At 37.8% G+C, this 25,514-nt stretch carries 24 protein-coding genes; 14 read left to right on the top strand and 10 right to left on the bottom strand.

The window, feature by feature from the left end; genetic code table 11:
- The first annotated feature begins 2 nt into the window (after positions 1-2).
- The 8 genes from bioA (at position 3) to aroG (ending at position 7,840) form a co-directional block, all read left to right on the top strand.
- A complete protein-coding gene (gene bioA / locus DQN24_RS06975) occupies positions 3-1,292 on the top strand; it encodes an adenosylmethionine--8-amino-7-oxononanoate transaminase (protein WP_172453997.1) in 1,290 nt (429 codons plus the stop codon).
- An 8-nt stretch (positions 1,293-1,300) separates the two neighbouring features.
- Complete coding sequence (gene bioF, locus DQN24_RS06970) at positions 1,301-2,443, top strand: 8-amino-7-oxononanoate synthase (RefSeq protein WP_111695600.1); 1,143 nt, start codon at positions 1,301-1,303, stop codon at positions 2,441-2,443.
- A 9-nt stretch (positions 2,444-2,452) separates the two neighbouring features.
- Positions 2,453-3,100 (top strand): pimeloyl-ACP methyl esterase BioG family protein, encoded by a 648-nt coding sequence (locus tag DQN24_RS06965; RefSeq protein WP_111695599.1) that lies wholly within the window; start codon positions 2,453-2,455, stop codon positions 3,098-3,100.
- Entirely contained in the window at positions 3,088-3,870 is a 783-nt protein-coding gene (gene bioC, locus DQN24_RS06960; protein WP_111695598.1) for a malonyl-ACP O-methyltransferase BioC, read from the top strand. Before DQN24_RS06965 ends, bioC begins: the two co-directional genes overlap by 13 nt.
- 8 nt (positions 3,871-3,878) lie before the next feature.
- Positions 3,879-4,520 carry a dethiobiotin synthase gene (gene bioD, locus DQN24_RS06955; protein ID WP_050845827.1) on the top strand — a complete coding sequence of 214 codons (642 nt, stop codon included), beginning with the start codon at positions 3,879-3,881 and terminating at the stop codon, positions 4,518-4,520.
- Between the two features lie 81 nt (positions 4,521-4,601).
- Positions 4,602-5,285 carry a lipoprotein-releasing ABC transporter ATP-binding protein LolD gene (gene lolD / locus DQN24_RS06950; protein ID WP_021035132.1) on the top strand — a complete coding sequence of 228 codons (684 nt, stop codon included), beginning with the start codon at positions 4,602-4,604 and terminating at the stop codon, positions 5,283-5,285.
- Positions 5,285-6,535 (top strand): lipoprotein-releasing ABC transporter permease subunit LolE, encoded by a 1,251-nt coding sequence (lolE, locus tag DQN24_RS06945; protein WP_050949277.1) that lies wholly within the window; start codon positions 5,285-5,287, stop codon positions 6,533-6,535. The genes lolD and lolE overlap by 1 nt, the downstream gene beginning before the upstream one ends.
- A gap of 216 nt (positions 6,536-6,751) precedes the next feature.
- Positions 6,752-7,840, top strand: a complete 1,089-nt coding sequence (gene aroG / locus DQN24_RS06940; RefSeq protein ID WP_111695597.1) for a 3-deoxy-7-phosphoheptulonate synthase AroG — start codon at positions 6,752-6,754, stop codon at positions 7,838-7,840.
- A 78-nt stretch (positions 7,841-7,918) separates the two neighbouring features.
- Here the strand turns inward: aroG and DQN24_RS06935 are convergent, their stop codons facing one another.
- The gene (locus tag DQN24_RS06935) at positions 7,919-8,359 is read right to left on the bottom strand and encodes a LexA family protein (RefSeq protein WP_111695596.1); all 441 of its coding nucleotides are present in this window, start codon (positions 8,357-8,359) and stop codon (positions 7,919-7,921) included.
- Between the two features lie 285 nt (positions 8,360-8,644).
- Between DQN24_RS06935 and sstT the strand changes: the two genes are divergently transcribed.
- The 3 genes from sstT to DQN24_RS06920 all read left to right on the top strand — a co-directional run bounded on the left by sstT (position 8,645) and on the right by DQN24_RS06920 (position 11,172).
- Positions 8,645-9,889 carry a serine/threonine transporter SstT gene (gene sstT / locus DQN24_RS06930; protein WP_050847981.1) on the top strand — a complete coding sequence of 415 codons (1,245 nt, stop codon included), beginning with the start codon at positions 8,645-8,647 and terminating at the stop codon, positions 9,887-9,889.
- A 120-nt stretch (positions 9,890-10,009) separates the two neighbouring features.
- Entirely contained in the window at positions 10,010-10,618 is a 609-nt protein-coding gene (locus DQN24_RS06925) for an NAD(P)H-dependent oxidoreductase (protein WP_074030695.1), read from the top strand.
- Positions 10,618-11,172, top strand: a complete 555-nt coding sequence (locus tag DQN24_RS06920) for a TorD/DmsD family molecular chaperone (protein WP_050847979.1) — start codon at positions 10,618-10,620, stop codon at positions 11,170-11,172. The genes DQN24_RS06925 and DQN24_RS06920 overlap by 1 nt, the downstream gene beginning before the upstream one ends.
- A 42-nt stretch (positions 11,173-11,214) precedes the next feature.
- Here the strand turns inward: DQN24_RS06920 and DQN24_RS06915 are convergent, their stop codons facing one another.
- Entirely contained in the window at positions 11,215-11,769 is a 555-nt protein-coding gene (locus DQN24_RS06915; protein ID WP_111695595.1) for an NAD(P)H nitroreductase, read from the bottom strand.
- 98 nt (positions 11,770-11,867) lie between these two features.
- Here DQN24_RS06915 and sppA point away from each other — a divergent pair, with 98 nt between their 5' ends.
- On the top strand, positions 11,868-13,715 hold the full coding sequence (gene sppA / locus DQN24_RS06910) for a signal peptide peptidase SppA (RefSeq protein ID WP_111695594.1): 1,848 nt from the start codon (positions 11,868-11,870) through the stop codon (positions 13,713-13,715).
- A gap of 37 nt (positions 13,716-13,752) precedes the next feature.
- On the opposite strand, the gene DQN24_RS06905 is transcribed toward sppA, so the two are convergent.
- The 5 genes from DQN24_RS06905 to mnmC all read right to left on the bottom strand — a co-directional run bounded on the left by DQN24_RS06905 (position 13,753) and on the right by mnmC (position 19,240).
- Positions 13,753-14,559, bottom strand: a complete 807-nt coding sequence (locus DQN24_RS06905; protein ID WP_111695593.1) for a LicD family protein — start codon at positions 14,557-14,559, stop codon at positions 13,753-13,755.
- Positions 14,559-15,260 (bottom strand): NTP transferase domain-containing protein, encoded by a 702-nt coding sequence (locus DQN24_RS06900; protein WP_005688486.1) that lies wholly within the window; start codon positions 15,258-15,260, stop codon positions 14,559-14,561. The genes DQN24_RS06905 and DQN24_RS06900 overlap by 1 nt, the downstream gene beginning before the upstream one ends.
- The gene (locus DQN24_RS06895) at positions 15,257-16,135 is read right to left on the bottom strand and encodes a DMT family transporter (RefSeq protein WP_111695592.1); all 879 of its coding nucleotides are present in this window, start codon (positions 16,133-16,135) and stop codon (positions 15,257-15,259) included. Before DQN24_RS06895 ends, DQN24_RS06900 begins: the two co-directional genes overlap by 4 nt.
- Complete coding sequence (licA, locus tag DQN24_RS06890; RefSeq protein WP_111695591.1) at positions 16,135-17,157, bottom strand: phosphorylcholine kinase LicA; 1,023 nt, start codon at positions 17,155-17,157, stop codon at positions 16,135-16,137. Before licA ends, DQN24_RS06895 begins: the two co-directional genes overlap by 1 nt.
- Before the next feature lie 70 nt (positions 17,158-17,227).
- Positions 17,228-19,240, bottom strand: coding sequence for a bifunctional tRNA (5-methylaminomethyl-2-thiouridine)(34)-methyltransferase MnmD/FAD-dependent 5-carboxymethylaminomethyl-2-thiouridine(34) oxidoreductase MnmC (gene mnmC, locus DQN24_RS06885; RefSeq protein ID WP_111695590.1), 2,013 nt, complete (start codon positions 19,238-19,240; stop codon positions 17,228-17,230).
- Between the two features lie 147 nt (positions 19,241-19,387).
- Here mnmC and fabB point away from each other — a divergent pair, with 147 nt between their 5' ends.
- A complete protein-coding gene (gene fabB, locus DQN24_RS06880) occupies positions 19,388-20,608 on the top strand; it encodes a beta-ketoacyl-ACP synthase I (protein ID WP_050847971.1) in 1,221 nt (406 codons plus the stop codon).
- A 62-nt stretch (positions 20,609-20,670) separates the two neighbouring features.
- Here the strand turns inward: fabB and DQN24_RS06875 are convergent, their stop codons facing one another.
- On the bottom strand, positions 20,671-20,934 hold the full coding sequence (locus tag DQN24_RS06875; RefSeq protein WP_005650929.1) for a GrxA family glutaredoxin: 264 nt from the start codon (positions 20,932-20,934) through the stop codon (positions 20,671-20,673).
- Between the two features lie 116 nt (positions 20,935-21,050).
- Here DQN24_RS06875 and DQN24_RS06870 point away from each other — a divergent pair, with 116 nt between their 5' ends.
- Entirely contained in the window at positions 21,051-21,959 is a 909-nt protein-coding gene (locus DQN24_RS06870) for a RimK family alpha-L-glutamate ligase (RefSeq protein WP_021035146.1), read from the top strand.
- A 37-nt stretch (positions 21,960-21,996) separates the two neighbouring features.
- Here the strand turns inward: DQN24_RS06870 and gltS are convergent, their stop codons facing one another.
- Positions 21,997-23,211, bottom strand: a complete 1,215-nt coding sequence (gene gltS, locus DQN24_RS06865; RefSeq protein ID WP_021035147.1) for a sodium/glutamate symporter — start codon at positions 23,209-23,211, stop codon at positions 21,997-21,999.
- 41 nt (positions 23,212-23,252) lie between these two features.
- Entirely contained in the window at positions 23,253-25,496 is a 2,244-nt protein-coding gene (gene parC / locus DQN24_RS06860; RefSeq protein WP_021035148.1) for a DNA topoisomerase IV subunit A, read from the bottom strand.
- Positions 25,497-25,514: the final 18 nt, after the last annotated feature.

Raw genomic sequence — 25,514 nt, 5'->3', positions numbered from 1 at the left:
TGATGGATGAACAATCACTTTTAGCTTTTGATACACAACATATTTGGCATCCTTATTCTTCAGTTTCTTCTGATATGCCGCTTTATGCGGTAGAACGTGCTGATGGCGTGATGATAACTTTAAAAGATGGTCGTCGTTTGATTGATGGTATGTCTTCTTGGTGGGCAGCGTTGCACGGTTATAATCATCCACGCTTAAATGCGGCTGCACAGAATCAATTGGCAAAAATGAGCCATATTATGTTTGGTGGATTTACCCACGATCCAGCGGTGGAATTAGCTCAATTATTAGTACAAATTTTGCCCAATGGACTGGATAAAATCTTTTTTGCCGATAGCGGTTCAGTTGCGGTAGAAGTGGCGATGAAAATGGCTATTCAATATCAGCACGCAAAAGGGGAACCACAACGACAAAAATTTGCCACTATTCGTTCAGGTTATCACGGCGATACGTGGAATGCGATGTCAGTGTGTGATCCAACCACAGGGATGCATCATTTATTTCATCAAAGCCTGCCCGTGCAGTATTTTCTTCCTCAACCTAATATTTCATTTAATGAATCTTGGAATGATTGTGCGATTGAACCTTTAGCTGATTTACTTCGAGAAAAAGGTAATGAAATTGCCGCACTAATTTTAGAACCTGTTGTGCAAGGTGCAGGCGGTATGTATTTTTATTCGCCAACTTATTTAGTGAAAGCGCAAGCACTTTGTAAACAATATGGCGTTTTGCTGATTTTTGATGAAATTGCCACTGGTTTTGGCCGCACAGGGAAACTATTTGCAGCCGAACACGCAGGCATTTCGCCAGATATTATGTGTATCGGTAAAGCCTTAACAGGTGGTTATTTAACTTTATCGGCAACCATTACAAGCACTGAAATTGCGCAAATTATTTGTAGCGGTGAGGCTAAATGCTTTATGCACGGACCCACTTTTATGGCAAATCCGTTGGCTTGTGCGATTGCGGCGGAATCTATTCGTTTATTGTTAGAAAGCCCTTGGCAGCAAAATATTCAGCGAATTGAGCATTTCTTAAAACAACAGCTTTTGCCTTTAGCTGAAAAAGATTATGTCAAAGAAATTCGCGTATTAGGGGCGATTGGGGTGGTTGAAATGAAAAGTACGGTAAATATGAAAACTTTAGTTCCGCGTTTTGTGGAACAAGGTGTTTGGATTAGACCTTTCGGAAAATTGGTTTATGTTATGCCGCCGTTTGTGATTAAAGATGATGAACTTCAGAAATTAACAAAAGGCATGATTCTGGCTTTAACACAGGAATATGAACATTAGGATAAAAAATGGATGCTTTTAAACAGCAACTGGAAAAGCTTAGCGCACAAAATCAATATCGTTCGATTCCGGATTTGATTCATCAAGGGCGGTATATTACACGGGAAAACCGCAAAATGCTAAATATGTCGTCTAATGATTATTTGGGTTTGGCATCAGATGAAAATTTGCGCTGGTCTTTTTTGCAGCAATACGGCGGTAATTTTCCCTCTTTTACCAGTTCTTCATCGCGTTTATTAACGGGCAACTTTCCTATTTATACCGATTTGGAAGCGCTTGTCGCACAACGTTTCAAACGGGAAAGCGCGTTATTGTTCAACAGCGGCTATCACGCCAATCTCGGTATTTTGCCTGCTTTGACGACGACGAAAAGTTTGATTTTGGCAGATAAATTTGTTCACGCCAGTATGATTGACGGCATCCGTTTGAGCCGGTGTGCGTTTTTCCGTTATCGTCATAATGATTATGAACATTTGAAAAATCTGCTTGAAAAAAACGTCGGAAAATTTGACCGCACTTTTATCGTTACCGAATCTGTTTTCAGTATGGACGGCGATGTGGCGGATTTGAAACAGCTTGTCCAATTAAAAAAACAGTTTCCCAATACTTATCTTTATGTGGATGAAGCCCACGCAATCGGTGTTTATGGGCAAAACGGATTGGGGATTGCCGAACGGGATAATTTGATTGCCGAGATTGATTTATTGGTCGGCACTTTCGGTAAAGCCTTAGCCTCGGTGGGGGCATATGCCGTCTGCAACCAAGTATTGAAAGAATGTTTGATTAATCAAATGCGTCCATTGATTTTTTCAACCGCATTGCCGCCGTTTAATGTGGCTTGGACTTATTTTATTTTTGAACGATTGCCGCAATTCTCAAAAGAAAGAAGCCATCTTGAGCAGTTAAGCGCATTTTTACGGCGGGAAGTGGCGCATCGGACGCAAATAATGCCGAGCCAAACCTGTATCATCCCCTATATTTTAGGCGGGAATGAAGCCACCCTTGCCAAAGCGGAATACCTGCAAAGGCAGGGTTATTATTGCCTGCCCATCAGACCGCCGACAGTACCAAAAGGTACATCCAGAATACGATTATCTTTGACGGCAGATATGACAATAGATGAAGTAAAACAGTTTGTGGCGTGCCTGTAAGGATATGATATGAAAACAAAATTTTACGATTGCCAAGGCGGACATTTAATCCTGTATTTTGCAGGTTGGGGAACGCCGCCCGATGCTGTAAATCATTTGATTTTGCCGGAAAATCACGATTTATTGATTTGCTATGATTATCAAGATTTAAATTTGGATTTTGATTTTTCCGCCTATCGGCACATCCGTTTGGTGGCGTGGTCAATGGGCGTTTGGGCGGCAGAGAGGGCATTGCAAGGAATAAGATTAAAATCTGCAACGGCAGTGAATGGCACAGGTTTGCCTTGCGATGATAATTTCGGTATCCCTTGCGCCGTTTTTAAAGGCACATTGGAGAACCTCACGGAAAATACCCGTTTAAAATTTGAACGCAGAATCTGTGGCGATAAAGCATCTTTTGAAGATTACCAACAATTTTCCGCCCGTCCGTTTGACGAAATTCATCAAGAACTTACCGCACTTTTTGCGATGATCGGGCAAGATAGACGTACAGATCTTATCCGCTGGACAAATGCATGGGTTAGTTCTCGCGATAAAATTTTTATGCCTGCCAATCAGCACCGGTATTGGATACCGCGTTGCACGGTTCAAGAAACAGAGGGCGGGCATTACCTGTTTTCAAGATTTACCCATTGGTCGGCACTATGGAATCACTGACTGCCATAAATAAATCGCGCATTCGGCAGGCTTTCCAAAAAGCATTAAACGATTATGACCGGCACGCCTTAATCCAACAAAAAATGACGATTAATCTAATCGCGCATTTGCAAGATTATTTGCCGGATATGCCATTGGAAAACGTGCTGGAATTGGGCTGCGGTTCTGGTCTGTTGAGTACGTTGTTGCAAAAACAGATTTCAGCGAATTATTGGTTATTTAATGATTTGTGCGATGTACGAAGCCGACTGGCTGAAAAACTGCCACAATCCTTTGATTTTTATTGCGGCGATGCGGAAAACTTTCCTTTTCAACGACAATTTGACTTAATCGCAAGCGCATCTGCCGTGCAATGGTTTCACCAACCCGACGCTTTTATCGCCCATTGCAAAACAGGCTTGAAAACAAACGGATTATTGGCGGTTGCGACCTTTGGCGAAGACAATTTAAAAGAAGTCCGCCAGATCACAAATATAGGCTTAAATTACCCGACTTTATCCCAATGGCAGGCTTGGTTAGCCAAAGATTTTGAGCTTTTATGGTGTGAGGATTTTAAGGTAATACTAGACTTTGATACGCCGTTAGATGTACTCAAACACCTTAAATATACAGGCGTAACAGCCACGAACCAAAAAAATTGGACAAGAAAAAATCTCAATGGATTTATTGGCGATTACTTGTCGGCGTTCAGTATGCCGTCGGGCAAAGTGCGCCTGACTTATCATCCGTTATTTTTTATCGCGCGCTACTCTGCGGCGGGCAGGCAATAAGGCAGCTTATGGGCAAAGTTATTTTTATATCGGGGATTGATACTGATGTGGGTAAAACAGTGGCAACAGGGATTTATGCTAAAAAGTTGATGGAACAAGGCTTTTCCGTGATTACACAAAAAATGATTCAAACAGGCTGTAAAAATATCGCTGATGATTTACTTGTGCATCGAAAGATTCAAGGGATTGATTTAACGGAAGAAGATTTACAAGGCAAAACCTGCCCTTATGTTTTTGAATATCCTTGTTCGCCACATTTAGCTGCAAAGCGAGAAAGTAGAAAAATTGAAGCAAAAATCATTGAAAAATCTACCGCACTTTTGGCAGAAAAATATGATTATGTACTATTGGAGGGTGCTGGTGGCTTAATGGTACCTTATTGTGAAGAAGAGACGACGTTGGATTATATCCAGTTAAATAATTACCCTTTAATTTTAGTGACATCGGGAAAATTAGGTAGTATAAACCATACATTATTAAGTTTAGAGGCCTGCCGTACTCGCGGTATTTCAGTATTAAGTGTAATGTATAACGGTTACCCAGAATATGATCCTATTATTAGTCAAGAAACCCAACGCTATTTAAAACGTTATCTTGAAAAACATTTTCCTGAAACAGGATTTGAATACTTTGGGTGTATTGAAACTTAAGCTCAAGGAAAAGTGTGATAGACTCGCGCAAGTTTTTGATGGGATTATCTGCCGCTAAAGTGCGGTTAAAACGAGTAAAAAATGAATAACTATTTATTAAAATGCGAAAATATCAATAAATTTTATCAAGAAGGCGAAAATCAAACGCAAGTGTTAAAAGGCGTTTCTTTTTCTATGGAACCTGCAGAGTTGGTTGCGATTGTGGGAAGCTCAGGTTCAGGGAAAAGTACTTTATTGCATACTTTAGGGGGACTTGATCAGCCAAGTAGTGGGGAAGTGTTTATTAATGGACAATCTTTGCAAAAAGCATCGGCTAATGAATTAGCTGCTTTGCGTAATCGTTATTTAGGATTTGTGTATCAATTCCATCATTTGATGGCGGATTTTACCGCACTTGAAAATGTGATGATGCCGATGTTGATTGGTCATCAAAATAAAACAGAAGCGAAAGATCGTGCCGAAAAAATGCTAAGTGCGGTGGGATTAAGCCATAGAATTACCCATCGTCCTTCTGCGCTTTCTGGTGGGGAACGTCAGCGTGTGGCGATTGCACGTGCTTTAGTGAATAATCCATCGTTAGTTTTGGCGGATGAGCCAACAGGGAATCTCGATCACAAGACTACTGAAAGTATTTTTGAGCTGATTCAACAACTTAATCAAGAACAAAATATCGCTTTTTTATTAGTCACTCACGATATGGGGCTTGCGGAAAAATTATCACGCCGTTTGGTTATGCAAGATGGTCTTTTGAAGGAAGGTGTGTAATGAATACGCCGTTTTTTATTAGCTGGCGTTATCAACGTGGCAAGCAGAAAAATCCTTTGGTTGCGTTAATTGCAAAATTTTCTGCAATTGGTATTGCGCTGGGCGTTGCAGTTTTAATTGTTGGCTTAAGTGCGATGAATGGTTTTGAGCGTGAGCTTAATCAACGGATTTTGGCAGTCGTGCCGCATATTGAGATTTTTTCTGCGCCTCAAGCGAAAGATCCCACAATTCATCATTGGCAAAATTTAGAAAAACGCTTACAACAAAATCCACAAATTAAAGGCATTTCTCCTTTTGTGAGCTTTACTGCATTAGTAGAAAATGGCTCGAAATTGAAAGTTGTTCAGGTCAAAGGTGTTGAAAAACAAGCAGAAGATAAGGTAAGTTCAATTGGTAATTTTGTACAAGAGCAAGGTTGGAACAAATTTGAGAAAGAAGGCGGATTAGTCTTGGGATCGGGTATCGCTAAAGAACTTGATGTAAAAGTAGGGGATTGGATTACCTTACTTATTTCTCAGCAAAACGGCGATGAACAATTTACTCAACCAACTCGTGAGCCAGTGCAAGTTACCGCTATTTTACGCTTAGATGGTCAGCTTGATTATAGTTATGCCTTATTGCCGCTTGCTCAAGCACAAACGTTTTTAACTTATCAACCAGATCAAATTACAGGTGTTGAATTGAAATTAGATGATCCTTTTTCTGTGAGAAATCTGGATTTATCAATGCTTAATGATTATCCACAGATGCTATATATGCAAAATTGGATTAGTAAATTTGGTTATATGTATCGAGATATTCAGCTTATTCGAACTGTGATGTACATCGCAATGGTGCTTGTGATTGGTGTGGCGTGTTTTAATATTGTTTCTACGCTGATTATGGCAGTAAAAGATAAGCAAGGCGATATAGCCATTATGCGTACGCTTGGAGCGAATAACGCTTTCATTAAATGTATTTTTATTTGGTATGGCTTACAGGCAGGAATGAAAGGTTGCTTAATTGGAATTGTGCTAGGCATAATACTTGCATTAAATCTTACCACTTTTATTCAAGGTATTGAGTGGATTATCGGTAAGAAATTATTATCGGGCGATGTGTATTTTGTGGATTTTTTGCCAAGCGAGTTACATTGGTTGGATGTTTTGATGGTTTTAATCGCTGCACTTGCCTTGAGTTTAATTGCGAGCCTTTATCCTGCAAGCCGAGCCGCTAAATTACAACCTGCGCAAGTATTAAGTAGTCATTAATTCTGTGAGTACCGTACAAAAGTGCGGTATTTTTTTATCTTTTATTTACTTAATTATTTCGGTTTATTCAGCTTGCAAGCAGGTTGTAAAGATAGTTTAATAGGAACTTCGTAGATTTTATTCTAAAAACATAACGAACTAGTTTACTAGTACAGGAAATAAGTGTAGATTAGCTACATAATTTAAATACAACATTTGAAAGCAAGAGAGTGATGTATGGCTAAAGAGAAAATTGAAATTGTCGTGGCAAACGATGATACGCGAATTGAAAAAGTCGATCAGGTGTTACCACCGATTGCCTTATTAGAAAAATATCCAGCGAGTGAATATGCTGCGGCATTAGTGAAGCAAACTCGTCATGAGGCACATAATATTATTCAGGCTAAAGATGATCGTTTATTAGTCGTGATTGGGCCTTGCTCTATTCATGATCCGAAAGCTGCCATTGAATATGCGACTCGTTTAAAACCATTACGTGATAAATATAAAGATAGTCTCGAAATTATTATGCGTGTGTACTTTGAGAAACCGCGTACAACTGTGGGCTGGAAAGGTTTAATTAATGATCCGTATTTAAATGATACTTATCGTTTAAATGATGGTTTACGTATTGCACGGAAATTACTTTCAGATATTAATGATCTTGGTGTGCCTGCTGCGGGCGAGTTTTTAGATATGATTACACCTCAGTATTTGGCTGATTTTATGAGCTGGGGGGCGATTGGGGCTAGAACAACAGAATCACAAGTTCATCGTGAGTTGGCTTCAGGTTTATCTTGTGCGGTTGGTTTTAAAAATGCCACTAATGGCGGAGTAAAGGTCGCTTTAGATGCAATTGGTGCGGCGGAAGCACCACATTATTTTTTATCTGTCACTAAATTTGGTCATTCTGCCATTGTTTCTACAAAAGGGAATGAAGATTGCCATATTATTTTACGAGGTGGAGATAAAGGCCCTAACTATAGTGCTGAAGATGTAGAAAAAGTTTGTGCTGATATTGAAAAAACAGGGCGTATTCCACACGTTATGGTTGATTTTAGCCATGCAAACAGCAGTAAACAATATAAAAAACAAATGGAGGTTTGCCAAGATGTGTGTCATCAAATCGCATCTGGTTCTAAACAAATCTTTGGTGTAATGGTGGAAAGTCATTTAGTGGAAGGTCGTCAAGATTTAGTTGATGGCAAAGCACAGACTTACGGACAAAGCATTACGGATGCGTGCATTGGATGGGAAGATTCTGAAAGATTATTGCAACAACTTTCTGATGCAGTGATTGCGAGACGTAAAGTGACGAGTAATTAATTGAAATATAATCTAGATACTAGATAAAAGTGCGGTGGATTTTTACCGCACTTTTTTATTTGTCTTTAGTTATTCCAACTAGGCTGCCCATTTCATTTTATCGCGACGTTTCATTTGATGGATAGTGTTGGTTACGGTGCCGACAATAGGCAAATTCGACCAATCTTTTGTATTTATATTTGGTGTCGTGGAATCCAATGCCATAAAAAGGTAATTATCATTATGTAACATAAATTCATAGACGTGAAATTCATTGTTTTCTTCAAGTACAATAAGATCACCAGAGTAAAGATCATCATTTTTTTCGACGACTAACATATCGCCGCTTTCAATTCCCCAAGCCAACATATTTGGATTAGTTATATGAATAAAACAAGTTTGTTTTGGACGTTTGATACAGTAAAGATTTAAGTCTAATTTTTTGTTGAATTTAAGGTTATCTTCTATATCACTGAAAAAAGGCAGTGGATTATAAGAAAAATCGATTTCATATTGTGTAGCCAAAGTTTGGTTGTTCATTCTCTTGTCTCCCGTTAAATAATATGGATAAATAACCTTTTATCTTGTTTTTTTGTACAGTTAAATTTTACTGATGTTTCATACAGGGTGTCAATAGGTTAAATAAAAAATTTTTTTATAAGTATGTTTTTAGAGAATATCTAACAACTTTAGAAAAAAGGTCACTTTTAGAGTGAAAAATAATAAAAAATATTTTCTTTCATTAAAATTTTACGCTATCTTTAACTCCCCATAGGTGGATTGGTAACAATCTGAAGTTAAATTTACTAAAAGAAAGATAAAAATATGAACACATCACGTCTATTTAGTCTGTTATTTCACGGTAGTTTGGTAAAACGAATTGCCGCTGGTTTGGTTCTTGGTATTATTGTTGCATTGATTTCAGCACCATTACAAGAAACCATTGGTTTTAATCTTGCTGAAAAAGTTGGCGTATTAGGTTCGATTTTTGTAAAGGCTCTGCGTGCCGTTGCACCAATTTTAATTTTCTTTCTTGTTATGGCGGCACTTGCAAATCGTAAGATTGGCACGAAAAGTAATATGAAAGAAATTGTTGTACTTTATTTGTTTGCGACTTTCTTGGCTGCATTTGTTGCTGTGATCGCTGGTTTTCTATTTCCTACGGAAGTGGTATTGGCTGCGAAAGAAGATTCAAGTTCTGCACCTCAAGCCGTTGGTCAAGTGTTGCTAACATTAATTTTGAATGTGGTAGATAATCCATTAAATGCAATTTTCAAAGCAAACTTTATTGGTGTATTAGCTTGGTCTATTGGTTTAGGGTTGGCTTTACGTCATGCATCTGATGCAACTAAAAATGTGTTATCTGATTTTGCAGAAGGCGTATCAAAAATTGTTCACGTGATTATTTCTTTTGCACCATTTGGTGTATTCGGTTTAGTGGCTGAAACCTTATCTGATAAAGGTTTAGTTGCATTAGGCGGTTATGTGCAATTACTTGCAGTATTAATCGGTACGATGTTATTTACTGCTTTTGTTGTAAACCCTATTTTGGTTTACTGGAAAATCCGTCGCAATCCTTACCCATTAGTGTGGACTTGTGTACGCGAAAGTGGTGTAACTGCATTCTTCACACGTAGTTCCGCAGCAAATATTCCAGTGAATATTGAATTAGCAAAACGCTTAAACCTTGATGAAGAAACTTATTCTGTTTCTATTCCATTAGGTGCGAACATTAATATGGCGGGTGCGGCGATTACTATTACTATCTTAACTTTAGCTGCAGTTCATACACTTGGCTTAGAAGTTTCTTTCGTTAGTGCGCTTTTATTAAGTATTGTTGCAGCACTTTGTGCTTGTGGTGCATCTGGCGTAGCGGGCGGTTCATTATTACTAATTCCATTAGCCTGTAGCTTGTTTGGTATTTCTGATGATGTAGCAGCACAAATGATCGGTGTTGGTTTCATTATTGGTATTTTACAAGACTCAACTGAAACGGCATTAAACTCATCAACTGACGTATTATTTACTGCGGCAGTATGTATGGAAGAAGAACGTAAAAACGCAGCATAATTATGATGCAAATAAGAGAGCGGGCATTGCCCGCTTTTTTTATATGATTTTATATGCAAAGTGCGGTCTATTTTGATAGACTTTTGCCACGTTTTATTTCCCTACAAATAGGTAAGAAAAATGAATCACTTAATTATTTTTGCTCATCCTAATTCAGAAAATAGTTTTGGGCGAGCAATTGCTAATCGTATTGAGCAAATCAGTCAAGAAAAGGGTGTAAATGTATTTTTTCGTGATCTTTATGAAATGAATTTCAATCCAATTTTATCTCATGAAGAATTGCAAAATGCTAACAAAGGTATTATTCCAGAAGATATTCAGCAAGAGCACGATTTTATTCTTCAAGCGGATTTAATTACGTTGGTTTATCCCCTTTGGTGGATGGGATTTCCGTCAATTTTGAAAGGCTATTTAGATCGCGTATTAAGTCATGGCTTTGCCTATAAAACAGAAAACGGCGAATCAGTGGGATTGCTCAAAAATAAGCAAATGCAGCAATTTATTACTATTGGCAGTAATGTTGATAAATATAAAGAATTTGGTGTGGATAAATCGCTTAATCATTGTTTGATTAATGGATTATTCAATTATTGTGGAATTGAAAATGTTGAGTTTGAATTATTCGGGGATATTCATTTAATTGATGATAAGGCTCGTGAAGCAATGATTGAACTTGCAGCTCAAAAAACTCAAGCAAAATTGACCGCACTTTTAAAGGAAAAAGCGTAATGTCTGAAAAACAAATTAATAATTTTTCATTAATTAGTCGATTATTCGGTAATCTTTTTTATCGTTCTCCAACAGATAAAGTACTCGCTGACGCATTTGTTTGGTTACAACAAAAAGGTTTGAGTCAAGTTTGGGCATTAGATACTGATAAAGAAAGTGAATTAGCACTGAATAGCCTACAAGCTAAAATTGATCTCAATTTATTGAACCAAGAGTATCAAAAATTATTTGCAGCGAATGGAAAAGTGATGACGGCTATTTCAGCTTACGAGATTGATGTTGAAGAATTTGTTAATTTTCGCCTTGTACGCAATATGCCAGAGGTGGAAAGTGCGGATCATTTTGCTTTATTATTACTTACAGCCTCTTGGCTTGAAGATAATTTGGATTCTTTAGTCGCTCAGCAAGAATTTTTTGAAACCTTTTTATTGCCTTGTGCAGCGAAGTTTTTAACTCAAGTTGAAAAGCAAGCAACCTTGCCTTTTTATCGTGCATTAGCCATTCTTACACGAGAAATATTGGCGACGATGGCGGATGAATTGGAAGAAGAGTAGGCAATATTTTGCTTTCCTCTAAGTCTTGAGGAAAGCAATATTTTATAGATAGGTTACAAAATCTTTTGTATTGATAACACGATATTCACGTTCTGCTTTTTCTATGCTTGTGCCAATCATAACTAAGGCAATCACACGATCTTGTTCACGACATCCGAAAGCTTCTCGTAATGCACTTCCCTCAACCCATTTTCCTGAAATCCACACGTTATCAAATCCTTGTGCTTGGGCAGCCAGTTGTATTCCGTAAGTTGCACAGCCCGCACTTAGCATTTGTTCCCAATCTGGCACTTTAACGATAGTTGGATTGATTTTTGCTACCACACCAATAACCATAGGTGCGCGATGTGCTAGGTTTTCAGCTTTCATCAATTTTTCTTCACCCAAATCAAATTCTACAACGGCAGCTTTAAGTAACGTTTCCAATTTATTTAAGCTCTCGTTTTCCATTACAATAAAATGATAGGGATGTAATTTTCCGTGATCTGGCGAACGCATTGCTGCTTCGAAAATACGCTCAAGCTGTTCTGCATTAGGTGCAGGTGTGGTTAATTTTTTATTTGATTTTCTTGTGGTTAAAAGTGTAAGTGCATCCATTTTATTATTCCCTATAAATAAAAGTGCGGTAGATTATAGCATAGTTTTTGGCAAGGCTTTGTGATACGCTAGGGCAAATTTTTTTAAAGGTAATTTGTATGTTTCGAGTATTAAAATTTTGTTGGAAAGCACTGTGTTTCATTCGTGATCTTGTGATGAATGTCGTGTTTTTAGGCTTTGTACTATTGCTAGTGACGATCATTAGCTTTTCAAGCGGTGGAAAAAAATCTACAACATTAACAGGGGAAGGCGCATTACTAGTTAATTTAGATGGCTATCTAGCGGACAACCGTGATGAAACACTTCGTTGGCAAGATGCATTAAGCGAATTGAATGGCGAGCACGTTCCTAGAAAAATTTCGACGTTTGATGTGGTATTTGCTATTCAACAAGCGGAAGATGATCCTAAAATTAAAGGATTAGTGCTTGATCTTAATTATTTTGAAGGGGCAGATTTGCCGGCATTAGATTTTATTGGTGGGGCTATCAGCCAGTTTAAAAATGCAGGAAAACCGGTAATTGCTTATGCGGATAATTATTCACAAGGACAATATTATTTAGCCAGCTTTGCTGATGAAATTTATCTAAATTCAATTGGAAAAGTGGATATTCACGGTTTATCGCAAGAGAATTTGTATTTCAAAGAAATGCTCGAAAAATTAGCCGTTACACCACATATTTTCCGTGTAGGCACTTATAAATCAGCGGTAGAACCATTTTTACGCAACGATATGTCGGCTGAGGCAAAAGCGAATATGCAGCGTTGGTTAGGCGAAATGTGGAATAATTATGTTTTATCCGTCAGTGAAAATCGTAATATTAAGAAAGATAACGTTTTGCCGAATGCGAAACAATATTTATCGGATCTTAAAGCGTTAAAAGGCAATAGTACCGCTTATGCCCAACAACGTGGATTAGTAACCGACGTTGTAACTCGTTTGGATTTAGATAAAAAACTCACCGCACTTTTTGGCAAAGGAAGCGATGGAAAAGCGAACCTTATCGAATTTGATGATTATTTAGCTCAACAGCCTGATCGCTTAGAACATTACAACGTACCGAATAAAATTGCGGTTGTGAATGTGGAGGGAGCGATTATCGATGGGGAAAGTGATGAAGAAAATGCAGGTGGCGACACCATTGCGCGAATTCTCCGTAAAGCTCAAGATGATAACTCAGTGAAAGCCGTTGTTTTACGAGTGAATTCACCAGGTGGTAGTGCTTTTGCTTCTGAAATTATTCGTCAAGAAACAGAAAATTTACAGAAAATCGGTAAGCCTGTCATCGTATCTATGGGCGCAATGGCAGCATCTGGCGGTTATTGGATTTCATCCACTGCAGATTATATTATTGCCGATGAAAACACTATTACAGGCTCTATCGGTATTTTCGCGATGTTCCCGACTTTTGAAAATAGCATAAAGAAAATCGGAGTGAGTTCAGATGGTGTTTCAACCACTGAATTAGCTAATACATCAGCGTTTTCTCCATTAGCAAAACCCGTACAAGATATTTATCAAACAGAAATTGAGCATGGTTATGACCGATTTTTAGAAATTGTCAGCAAAGGTCGCCAGCTTTCTAAAACACAAGTAGATAAACTTGCTCAAGGTCAGGTTTGGTTGGGTAGTGACGCATTCCAAAATGGTTTGGTGGATGAGATCGGTTCTTTTAATGAAGCGGTCAATAAAGCAGAGCAATTAGTAAATCAACGCCAAGATACTGCCGTACAAGATTTTAGCGTGGAATGGTTTACTGATGATAATGTTAGTTTAATTAGCACCTTATTACGCGATACTAAAAAAGGTACGCAAGAGCAGTTAGTTAAATGGCTTGGTCTGCCAGCTCCAATTCAAAAATTACAAAAAGAATTGAATATATTAACTAAATTTAATGATCCTAAAGGTCAATATTTGTATTGTTTGAATTGTGGGAAGGTTCAGTAATAATTGAAAAAGGGCAGAATTAAATCTGCCCTTTCGCTTACAAAATATACGCTTCTTGAATATGATGTGGTTTTTGCTCTTCTTCAGGGGGAAGTTGCATATAGTCGCCGTAATATTGCGTTAAGTGTTCGTGATATCCATTCATTACTTGAAATTGTCGTCCTTCAAATTCTTTATAAACAATGTGATTAAAATATTCCTTCGGCATATAAGATTTTTTCCATCCTCCACAATCGTCATAATCAGATAGTACAAGACCAATATAATCGCATTGTTTTATCGGATATGTTATTTGAAATTGCTCTAGATTTTTTTGCATTTTGGAAAATATTAAATGGCTCAATTTATTAAGTATTGCTTTCCATAAGGTATTTTCTTTTTCTCTTAACCATCTTTTCTTGCAAGAATAGAAACGGCGATGAGTTCTTCTATATTTTTTCATAAAAGAGCAGATGATCTTTGGATTATTTGGCACCCCATCATAGATGAATATATCTATAAACATTGCGCTTTTTTTTCCTTTAATTTCGGTTATTTGAGTACGACAATCAAAGATTTTTGCCATTTCTCCAGTCTTTTGAGCAAGTATGTCTTCTACTGTTTCCATATTGTAGTATTCGTGAGTTTCTTGAAACCAAACATCAACAAATTTTTGATATTCATCGCGGTGCATATATACATCAATATCATCATCCCAAGGGATAAAGCCTTTGTGGCGTATTGCGCCTATTAATGTTCCACCACCAAGAGAATAGTGAATTTGGTGTTTCTCACATAGAGCGTGGAAATAATCTAAGATATCGAGACAAACGAGTTGTTGTTCTCTGAGAGTCAATTTTTTCATTATTTTTCCTTGTTTGGTGTCAATTTTTGTAAAATATGCTGATAATCATCAAGGTTATCCATCTCAAATATATCATCGTTGTTAAGTTGCTCCGTATGAACATTTAATTTATCTATATATTCCATCGGAATAGTATCCCAATAAAGTTTGGGATTTTTTAACCGCACTTCATTTGTGTATTCTTTGAGCAAATTTAGAATAATATTGCAATCCCGAGTTGTCCAATAAGATACCCCTGACAAGCTAGGCTGGTTTAATGATCCAATCTCAATACGTATTACTTGCCCATTACTATTTAAAATCGGTAACCATTCATTGTGCGTTTTAGAACGGATGACTGTGAAATATGTACTGTGTGGTGGCTTCGTTAGAAAAATATTACGATTGAGCACAACATCCGCATCAATAACATAACAATCACTAAAGAAGTCTTGTGCCAGAGAAAAGGAATAAATGCTGTTATATTCACGATATTTTTCGTTGTAAATCAAGCTGCAGTCATATTTTTTCTTTAGATACTCGAATTGTTCGTGTAAATACCCTGTAACAATGACAATATTGTCGATATTTGCTTGACGTAGAAAAGCGAGTGTCCGTTCTAAGTTAGGTGTTCCATGAATATCTAATAGGGCTTTATGAGTGGTTTGTGTGATGTCTTTAAAACGACTGCCTAGGCCTGCAGCCAAAATAATTGCATTCATTTTTGTTCCCCTTTGTAATAAAGTGTAACGATCACTCCTGCACTTAATAATAAGGTGAGTAGTAAGGTAATGGGCTTAATTGGCTGTTTATAGAGCAGATAACCAAGTCCAATTGCCCATACAGAATATGTGATATTTAATGCCATTGCTTTGATTGGTTTTAACAGATAAATCGCTTGGTAATAGCAGACGTAAGATAATGCCCCAAAGATTATTACGCCAGCAATTTGTACATAATTAAAACTAAGTATATCTAGTGAGAAATCTTTCAAGGAAAGAATAAATAGAATCAATAAATAACCAATAGTTGAACCACATAGTCTTAAAAAATACACTTGAAGTCCAGAGAGAGAACGCATTGTATAGGAGGATATCACTATTTCAGATGACCACCCTAATATGCAAATGGCTAAAAAAATGAGACCGCTTGTATTGAAGTTTGCTTTTTGCCCGACTTCAATAGCCAACAATGCAGAAGCAATAACCGCCAATCCAAATCCAAACTGCGCTGTTCTAGAGATTTTTTCTTTTAGAATCCAATAAGACATTAATGCAGCGATAACAGGAAAGAGAGATGAAAGCGGTGCCGCATAATAGATCGTTAAATAATGAATGCTTAATAAATAGGCAGACATTCCTATTGGTCCACCTAATACGCCAGATAACGCAGGTCGCCAAAAAACGCCTTGAAAATCTACCGCACTTTTTTGCCACAATGTTATGCCTATTACAAATAACGAGCAAAAATCAATTAAAAAAAGCAATGAAATCACTTTCCCTAACGCAGTATATTCACTTAATGGCAATTCGTTATATAACAATCCAGATAATGCCCAAAATACAGCGGATAGTATGCCAAAGAGATAGCCACGCATTATGGCAATTCCTCTAATAGTTTAAATGCTGCATCTAAGCGTTTTAGCGCATAATCGCCAAAATTCTCGCCGTGTTCTTCCTTTACTTTTGTCCATAAAAACCATAATACATTTTGGCAAAAACGATGAATTTTTAACCGTTTGTGAGCGATTTGAAATTCTGTCTTGTGATATTTATTTGTCTGATTGCAATAGGTTTCTAATAGAAAATCAGCAGCTTCTTTCGATAAATGAGCTTCCTCAATGATCGTCGCTATATCAAATAACGGATCATTTAAGCCTGAATATTCCCAATCGATAAAAAATAGCCGATCATCTTGTAATAACATATTTTCAGGGACTAAATCATTGTGGCACGAACGTAAAATTAAGTCTTTATTGATATTTTCAAATTGCCAGAATACGGCTGAAAGTTTATCCATTCTAGGATCTGCTTGAAAAAAAGCGGATTTGTTTTCTAGCAATGAAAAATACTGGCGGAACTCATCGAATACGCTAAATACATTGCGAAAAACAAATTCACTGTTGTTGTGTAAACGACATAAATTATTCACAACTTGAGACAAACAACTTTGTTCGTTTAATTGTGTTTGACTTAAAGGCTTACTATTTTCTAAATAACGAGTCAGTTTTACGCCACTTTTGGCATCTAATACGGGAGTTTCTACATTCAAACCAGCACGATATGTCTGTGCATTATTGAATGCCTCATATTCTCGATTTATAAGTGACAAATTTACGGCATTAGGGATCCTTAATACAAACTTAATTCCAGAAATATTAAGTAGAACATTTTGATTGGTCATTCCTCCAATGGAGGAAAAAGGAATGGAATGCTGATGAAGAAAATGAAATACTTCCTCAGGCTTGCAGCAAGTTTTAACAAATTCTACAATTTGATTGATTGATTGATTGATTGATTGATTGATTGATTGATTGATTGATTGATTGATTGATTGATTGATTGATTGATTGATTGATTGATTGATTGATTGATTGATTGATTGCATTTTTGTATTCATTTTTATATTTAAATTTTGTTTGATTTTAACACGTTAAAGTTATTTTTGTAAGGTTCTGAATCTTATGGATTTATTCAACTATTGAACCTTTCAACCACTTTCTCGCCCAAGCTCGGTTAGCTGAAAGGTTATGTAATATGGCTTCGCTTATTGGTAATGGCTCGCCATAAATGATTGAAGCTAAAGTTTCACCTAAGAGTGGGGCGGAGGTAAGCCCGCGAGAACCTAAGGCTGCGATTAAGAAAAGATTCTGAAAATTGGCCGCACTTTGAATAGGTTGTTTACGGCGGCGGAGGTTGAATAAATTGTAATAATCCGCTTGTTGCTGTTCAAAATTCGGGACGTTTCCAATCATTGGGGCAAGATCGCGTACGGAGCAACGAATGCCCACTCGAGCCAAATTGCTAGAAGTATCTACGTCCTTTGTCCAATTCTGCATGATATTTTGCTGGAGTTTTTGTTGATTTTCTTGTTGTTCTTGTTCGCTAAAATGGCGATCAACATTATCACGAATATGGCTTGCGCCGATGCAATGTGAGGTTTTTAATTGATCGGCTGGAGTGAGATAGTCATCATAACAAAGCACAGATTTCAGTTTGAGTAAGTTTTCTGATGTTGGAATTTGGCTGACTTGCCCACGGATAGGGTAGAGCGGTAGCTTTTCTGTTTGAATAAAATCAGTAATTTTATATCCGTTCGCAAGAATGACGACTTCATGACAGTATTTTTGACCTTGCGTATTTTCTAGTTCCCAACCTTTTTCTTGTTGAGAAAGTGCGGTAATTTTTTGTGAGGTTTTAATGATTACACCCTGCTTTTCAAGAAATGAAAAGGCATTTTGAACAAATTGTCTTGGTGCAAGCCAAGCACCTTGCTCAATCCAACCGCCTTCGCAATTAAGCGGTAATCCCACTTTTTCACTGAGTTGTTCAGCACTCAGCATTTGGAAGATTTCGTTCGGTAAACCAAGTTGAGAAATCTTTGTTAATTTAACCGCACTTTTTTCGTTGTAAGCACATAGTGCCACGCCACAAAATTCGTGCTCAAACTCTATGTTTTGTTTGATTGTCCAATCAAGTAATTGGCGACCGTAACTGAAAGCGTGTAGGTAAAAATCAACGGTGAGCACATTATCATCGCTAAGTTGCGGATAAAATGCGCCTTGTTTATTGCCTGAGGCATTGAGTGCGAGTGCTTCATCTTCACAATAAATGGTAACTTTTGCCCCACGTTTTACTAAGGAAATGGCTGCACAAAGAGAAGCAATACCACCGCCGATAATAGCGACATCTTGTTTTTCCATTTTCGCAGGCTGAGCAAGATACCAAGGTGTGGAAAGTGCGGTAGATTTTGATTGTATTTTTAGCCCACTTAAACATTCCCGTTTTTTGCCAAAGCCTTTACGTTTTGTCACGTTAAAGCCTGCGGATTCAAGCCCTTTTCTAACCGCACTTGCTGCGGTGAAAGTGGCAAAAGAACCATTGGGTTTTGTGAAACGAAACATTAAGTTATAGAGATCATCATTCCACATTTCAGGATTTTTGCTTGGCGCAAAACCATCTAAAAACCAAGCATCAATACGTTCATTCATATAATCGCCAAGTTGTGGCAAGTTTTCTGATACATTACCAAGCCATAAATCTAAGGTGGTCTCTTCAAAATGAATACGATGACAACCTAGAATCAATGAAGGCCAATAACGTTGCAAATGAGCGCTTAAATCTTCAAATTGCGGATAGGCAAGATGCGCTTGTGAAAGTGCGGTGATTTTTAGCGGATATTTTTCAAAGGAAATAAAATTTAGGCGTTTTAAATGATGATTCTCGTGTTGCTGGCGAAATTCACGGAACAATTTGGTTACCGCAAAGAAATTTAATCCTGTACCAAATCCTGTTTCAGCAATGACAAAATTAGCCTCGTTGTGGCTTATCCAACGTTCCCAAAGTTGATTACCTTGTAGAAAAACATAATCTGTTTCGGCTAATCCATTTTCGTTAGAAAAATAGACATCATTGAATTGATCTGAGACGGGAATATGGTTTCGATTGAAGTGAATCTCAGCATGTTGCACGCTAAAGGTCATTTTTATTTCTTTCTTGCCTAATGAAATTTGCGTATAATAACGCAATTTTCTGAACTGGTCGAACAAATGAATTATTGCTTGAAATATTTTTATTTCGTAGTAATTTTGTGCCGTTATTTTTACATATAAAACAATAAGGAAGAAGCAATGAGAAGAGCTGTAATTACAGGCTTTGGGATTATTTCAAGTATCGGTAACAACAAAGAAGAAGTATTGGCTTCATTAAAAGAAGGGAAATCAGGTATTGAAGTTGTGCCTGAGTTTGTTGAAATGAATATGCGTAGCCATGTTGCCGGAACAATCAAATTAAACCCAAGCGAGCACATTGATCGTAAAGTGTTCCGTTTTATGGGTGATGCAGCGGCTTATGCTTATCTTTCTATGCGTGAAGCGATTGAGGATGCTGGCTTAACAGAAGATCAAGTTTCTAATGATCGTACTGGTTTAGTGATTGGTGCGGGTACGGGTTCTGCACATAACCAGTTAGTGGCTTGTGATGCGGTGCGTGGCCCTAGAGGTGTAAAGGCGATTGGTCCTTACGCAGTAACGAAAACAATGGCATCAAGTGTTTCTGCTTGTTTAGCTACTCCTTATAAAATCCGTGGTGTGAACTATTCAATGAGTTCTGCTTGTGCAACCTCTGCACATTGTATCGGTCATGCGGTTGAGTTAATTCAATTAGGCAAACAAGATGTGGTTTTTGCAGGTGGTGCGGAAGAATTATCTTGGGAATGTGCAACTGAATTTGATGCGATGGGTGCCGTTTCAACTAAATACAATGAAACGCCAGAAAAAGCATCTCGTGCTTATGATGCAAACCGCGATGGTTTCGTTATTGCAGGTGGTGGTGCTGTTGTGGTTGTGGAAGAATTAGAACACGCACTTGCCCGTGGTGCAAAAATCTACGCGGAAATTGTCGGCTATGGAGCAACTTCTGACGGTTACGATATGGTTGCACCAAGTGGCGAAGGTGCAGAGCGTTGTATGAAACAGGCAATGGCAACTGTTGATACTCCAATTGATTACATCAACGTACACGGTACATCTACACCAGTTGGTGACGTGAAAGAATTAGGTGCAATCAAAAATGTATTTGGCGATAAAATCCCAGCGATTTCTTCAACTAAATCAATGACAGGTCACTCTTTAGGGGCGGCGGGTGCACACGAAGCAATTTACACGTTGTTAATGCTGGATAATGATTTTATTGCGCCAAGTATTAATATCGAAACCTTAGATGAAGCCGCTGAAGGTTGCAACATCGTTACTGAGACGAAAGAAAATGCAGGATTACAAACTGTCATGTCAAATAGCTTTGGTTTTGGTGGTACGAATGCAACATTAATTTTTAAACGTTATAACGGTTAAAACGATTCTATGAAAAAGCCACTTTCGATTGAAAGTGGCTTTTTTGTAAATTAAAAGAAAAATTAAGCAACGATACCAAATTGTTCTTTCATTAATGCTTCAAAGTCAGTGCAACCACCAATTGGTTTTTCATCAATAAAGATTTGTGGTACGGTTTCTACTGGTTTACCAACTGATTTTGATAAATCTTCTTTAGTAATGCCTTCTGCATGAATATCCACATAACGATAGCCAAAATCAGCAACTTCGCCTTTTAATTTTTCAGCAAGGTTTTTTGCACGCACACAGTAAGGGCAGCCAGGACGACCAAAAATAACAACGAACATAAGATTTCCTTTTTTGAGTTAAACATTCCAGGCAATTCTACCTGATTTTTATCGTCTACATAAAGTGTTTTTATTCGTGTAATATACGGAACATCGTAGATAATAAATTAAATGTTATGAAATTATTAATGCTTTGCCGTGAACCTCGTCTTTATAGTTGCCAACGCTTAAAAGAAGCTGCTAAACGTCAAGGGCATGAGATGGATATTTTAGATCCGAATCGTTGCCTCTTAAAACTCTCACAAAATCCACCGCACTTTCAGATTTTTTATCAAGAAAATTCAGGGTCTAAACCTTATTTATTGCCTGATTATGATGCTGTTTTGCCTCGATTTGGCACAACAAGTACACAAATGGGATGCTCAGTCTTACAGCATTTTGAAGGCAAAGGGACTTTTTGTTTAAATTCATCTCAGGCATTTTTAAATGCACGTGATAAATGGAAAAGTTTGCAACTGTTGTTGAATGCAGGTGTTCCAGTTCCCAATTCACTTTTAAGTGGCAGTGAAATGCAAGCTCAGGCGACGATAGCTCATATCAGTTCGCCGACAATTTTAAAAATGCTAAATGGTTCACAAGGAATTGGGGTAATTTTAGCTGAAAAGCCACAAAGTGCGGTGAGCATTATGGAAGCTTTTAAGCAAACTAATATATCTATGTTGCAGCAAGATTTTATCGAAGAAGCGGGCAATGCGGATATTCGTTGTTTTGTGATTGGTGATCAAGTTGTAGCAACGATGCAACGAATCGGACAAGATGGCGAGTTTCGAGCGAATTGTCATCGTGGTGGAAAAACTGAAAAAATTATACTAAGCGATGACGAGAAACAGATAGCCATTAGAGCAACAAAAGCCATCGGTTTAGATGTGGCTGGTGTGGATTTAATTCGTTCAAAAAATGGATTATTGGTTTTAGAGGTAAATGCAAGTCCAGGCTTAGAAATGATTGAAAAAACAAGTGGGGTTGATATTGCAGCTGAAATAATTGATTATATTGAAATAAATGCCTTTATCAATTTAAGATAAAGGCATTTTTTAAAATATTGTAAATTTCAACCGCACTTTACGCGAGCATATTTACAACGGCAAATGAGACTTTCAATAATGCTGCGTTGATTAAGTCGATAAAGAATGCACCGACCATTGGAACGATTAAAAATGCTTTGTGTGATGGTCCAAAACGGCTGGTAACAGCTTGCATATTAGCGATTGCTGTTGGGGTTGCGCCTAAACCAAAACCACAGTGTCCAGCACTTAATACGACGGCATCGTAATCTTTACCCATTGCTCGATAAGTAATGAAGATTGCAAAGGTAGCCATAAATGCGACTTGAATAGCAAGAACAATTAATACATCAATTGCTAAACCTGCAAGTTCCCAAAGTCTTAATGACATTAAAGCAATTGCTAAAAAGATGGATAAGCCTACGCTACCTAATACGTCAATAGCGGATTCTGCTACTTGGAAACGGAAAATGTTGCTTAAAATATTGCGGACAATAACACCAGTGAATAAACACCATACGAAAGTTGGTAATTGGAGTGCAGTACCTTTTGTTTGTACATCTAAATATTGACCAATTAATAAACATACTGAAATCATTGCAATTGTTTCAATTAATGAACGTGCAGTAATTTTACGTTTATAAGTTGGGTGTTCAAATGCTTCTTGAATGTCATCAACTTCATCATTTTCAGGATTTTCGCCTTGTTTTTGGCGATTTAATAAGAAACGAGCGACAGGACCACCGATGATACCACCGAATACTAAACCGAAAGTTGCACAGGCAATGGCAATTTCAGTTGCACCTTGTAGATTAAATTGATGTGCAAATGTATCCGCCCAAGCAGCTCCAGTGCCGTGACCACCTGTTAAGGTTACAGAACCTGCAAGTAAACCATAAGCGGGATGGATTCCTAATGCCATTGAACTTGCAATGCCAATAACGTTTTGTCCGAAGATTAATAATGCAGCAATGAATAGAAATACAACGAGTGGCTTTCCGCCTTTAATTAGACGGGAAAAGTTGGCACTTAAACCGATAGAAGTAAAAAACACTAACATCATTGTGGTTTGTAGATTTTTATCGAAGTTAAAGGATGTTCCATCAATTTTGTGCCAAATTAAAAGACCAATGGCAACAATAAAGCCGCCAACAACTGGCTCTGGAATGTTAAATGTTTTTAATACATTAATGCGTTTAACCAAAAAATAGCCCAATAGCAAAACTAAGCTTGCTAATGCAAGGGTTTCATACGTGCTAAAAGTATAGCTCATAAATTGGATCTCCCTAAGTTATGTTTAAGTGATGTGTTGTGTTACGGCTCGACTACCATAATTTCAAGATTGGTATGTAATCCACGTGGTAATGTCGAACCTTTTCTGCCTCGTTCTGCGCGGAACTTTTGCAGATCTTCTGGTTTTAATACAATTTTTCGTTTTCCAGAATAAAATTCAAGACTTGCTTGATCTGAAATAAGCAATAATTTTGTCAATAGTTCGCTACGATCTTTTGCATTCGCTGCGGGAATAGTGATAATTTTATTGCCTTTACCTTTTGATAATACCGGTAAATCTTGTGCTGGAAAAATCAACATTCTGCCTGCTGATGTGATCGCGACAACAAATGCGGTAGAATTTATCAGTTTTTTAGGCTTCAACACTTTGGCATTTTCTGGTAAAGAAATCAAGGCTTTTCCAGCCTTGTTACGTGCAATTAAATCTTCAAATTTACAAATAAAACCATATCCCGCATCAGAAGCCATCAATAATTCTTGTTGTTCGCCTGCCATTACAACATATTCAATGGTCGCACCAGCTGGTAAATTGAGTTTTCCTGTGAGAGGTTCGCCTTGGGAGCGGGCGGAAGGCAAGGAAAGCGGATCGAGTGCATAACTCCGCCCCGTACTATCAATGAATACAACGGCTTGATTACTCTTGCCACAAGCGTGAGCCCGATAGCTATCGCCAGCTTTGTAGTTTAATGATTTAGGATCGATATCGTGTCCTTTTGCACAACGTACCCAGCCCATTTCTGATAAGATGACAGTAACTGGTTCTGCTGGCGTCATCTCACTTTCAGAGATCATTTTGGCTTCTTCACGTTCGACCAGTTGAGACATACGTGGACTCGCATATTTTTTCGCATCTTCTTGAATTTCTTTTTTGATAAGCGTATTCAAACGGCGTTCTGATCCTAAAATTGCTTCTAAATTTAACCGCTCTTTTTCAAGTTCATCTTGTTCAGCTTTGAGCTGGTTTTCTTCTAATTTCGCTAAATGACGTAAGCGTAAATTTAAAATTGCATCGGCTTGTTCATCGCTTAAATTAAAGCGTGCCATAAGCTCTGCTTTTGGATCATCTTCGTGACGTATAATTTCGATAACCTCATCAATATTTAAAAAAGCTATCATTAAACCTTCTAAAATATGTAAGCGAGAGAGTACTTTATCCAAACGGTATTGAAGACGGCGAGTGACGGTTGTGCGACGGAAAGTGAGCCATTCATTTAAGATTTCTAATAAGCCTTTTACCGCTGGTTTATGATCAAGCCCAATCATATTCATATTTACACGGTAGCTTTTTTCAAGATCTGTAGTCGCAAATAAATGTGCCATTAAGGCATCAGTATCGACGCGATTTGAGCGAGGGACTAGTACAATTCTAATTGGGTTTTCGTGATCGGCTTCATCTCGAATATCTTCTAGCATTGGCAGTTTTTTTGCCGTCATTTGTTCGGCTATTTGTGCAATGACTTTGGATGGCGAAGATTGATGTGGAAGCGCAGAAATAATGATCTCTCCGTCTTCTTTTTTCCAAGTTGAACGCATTTTTATTGAGCCACGACCTTGCTCATAAATTTTACGAATTTCTGATTTGGGCGAAATAATTTCCGCTTCTGTTGGAAAATCTGGGCCTTGAACAATTTCAAGTACATCATCTAATCCTGCTTTCGGATTATCTAACAACATCACTGCCGCATCAGCAATTTCATTAATGTTGTGCGGTGGAATATCTGTCGCCATACCCACTGCAATACCTGTTGTTCCGTTCAATAAAATGTGAGGTAAACGAGCGGGTAAATATTGCGGTTCAGCCAATGTTCCATCAAAGTTTGGTTGATAATCTACTGTTCCTTGTCCTAGTTCACTCAGCAAGATTTCAGCGATTTTAGAGAGGCGTGATTCCGTATAACGCATTGCAGCGAAAGATTTTGGATCATCTGGCGCGCCCCAGTTACCTTGACCATCTACCAGAGGATAACGATAAGAGAAAGGTTGCGCCATTAATACCATGGCTTCATAACAAGCACTGTCGCCATGTGGATGGAATTTACCGAGTACATCACCGACGGTACGGGCTGATTTTTTGTATTTTGCTGTGGCATTTAAGCCAAGTTCAGACATCGCATATACAATACGGCGTTGAACGGGTTTTAAACCATCGCCGATAAAAGGCAGCGCACGATCCATGATGACATACATAGAATAGTTGAGATAAGCCTTTTCAGTGAAAGTACGTAGAGGCATTTGCTCAATGCCTTCATAGTTGATATTTGTCATTTTTGTTTCTGTTAATTG

The sequence above is a fragment of the Haemophilus influenzae genome (assembly GCF_900475755.1).
Lineage (GTDB): Bacteria > Pseudomonadota > Gammaproteobacteria > Enterobacterales > Pasteurellaceae > Haemophilus > Haemophilus influenzae_D.
Note: the sequence above shows the minus strand (reverse complement) of the source record. Positions and strands in the feature narration are given on the sequence as shown.